Here is a 1,539-nt window from a genome sequence, read left to right as displayed (position 1 = left end):
TTTTTAAGGGCGCACGGTGGATGCCTTGGCACTAGGAACCGATGAAGGACGTGGGAGGCCACGATAGTCCCCGGGGAGCCGTCAACCAGGCTTTGATCCGGGGGTTTCCGAATGGGGAAACCCGGCAGTCGTCATGGGCTGTCACCCACATCTGAACACATAGGGTGTGTGGAGGGAACGAGGGGAAGTGAAACATCTCAGTACCCTCAGGAAGAGAAAACAACCGTGATTCCGGGAGTAGTGGCGAGCGAAACCGGATGAGGCTAAACCATATTGGTGTGAGACCCGGCAGGGGTTGCTAATGTGGGGTCGTGGGAAAGTTCTTGACCGGTCTGCCGGCCGGTCGGTGAGTCAGAAACCGTTGGTGTAGTCGAAGGACATGCGAAAGGTCCGGCGTAGAGGGTAAGACCCCCGTAGACGAAACATCAGCGGCTCACTTGAGCTTCTCCCAAGTAGCACGGAGCCCGAGAAATTCCGTGTGAATCTGGCGGGACCACCCGCTAAGCCTAAATATTCCCTAGTGACCGATAGCGGATAGTACCGTGAGGGAATGGTGAAAAGTACCGCGGGAGCGGAGTGAAATAGTACCTGAAACCGTGTGCCTACAAGCCGTGGGAGCGTCGGACACCAGCTTGCTGTGTGTCTCGTGACTGCGTGCCTTTTGAAGAATGAGCCTGCGAGTTTGCGGTGTGTAGCGAGGTTAACCCGTGTGGGGTAGCCGTAGCGAAAGCGAGTCCGAATAGGGCGTCTGAGTTGCATGCCCAAGACCCGAAGCGGAGTGATCTAGCCATGGGCAGGTTGAAGCGCGGGTAAGACCGTGTGGAGGACCGAACCCACCAGGGTTGAAAACCTGGGGGATGACCTGTGGTTAGGGGTGAAAGGCCAATCAAACTCCGTGATAGCTGGTTCTCCCCGAAATGCATTTAGGTGCAGCGTCACGTGTTTCTTGCCGGAGGTAGAGCACTGGATAGGCGATGGGCCTCAACGGGTTACTGACCTTAGCCAAACTCCGAATGCCGGTAAGTGAGAGCGTGGCAGTGAGACTGTGGGGGATAAGCTCCATGGTCGAGAGGGAAACAGCCCAGAACACCGACTAAGGTCCCTAAGCGTGTGCTAAGTGGGAAAGGATGTGGAGTCGCACAGACAACCAGGAGGTTGGCTTAGAAGCAGCCATCCTTGAAAGAGTGCGTAATAGCTCACTGGTCAAGTGATTCCGCGCCGACAATGTAGCGGGGCTCAAGCACACCACCGAAGTCGTGTCATTGCAGTATGAAGGGCTAACGCCTGCTGTGATGGGTAGGGGAGCGTCGTGTGCCGGGTGAAGCAGCGGAGGAATCCAGTTGTGGACGGTACACGAGTGAGAATGCAGGCATGAGTAGCGATACAAGAGTGGGAAACTCTTGCGCCGATTGACCAAGGGTTCCTGGGTCAAGCTGATCTGCCCAGGGTAAGTCGGGACCTAAGGCGAGGCCGACAGGCGTAGTCGATGGACAACGGGTTGATATTCCCGTACCCGCTTTGAAGCGCCAACGTCGAACC

The 1,539-nt window shown here is 56.5% G+C and carries 1 rRNA gene; it reads left to right on the top strand.

Annotated features, from left to right (window positions below):
- Positions 1-1,539, top strand: a 23S ribosomal RNA gene (locus P3T29_RS32560); the annotation flags it as partial.

This window comes from Kitasatospora sp. MAP5-34, from assembly GCF_029894335.1.
Classification (GTDB): domain Bacteria; phylum Actinomycetota; class Actinomycetes; order Streptomycetales; family Streptomycetaceae; genus Kitasatospora.
Note: the sequence above shows the minus strand (reverse complement) of the source record. Positions and strands in the feature narration are given on the sequence as shown.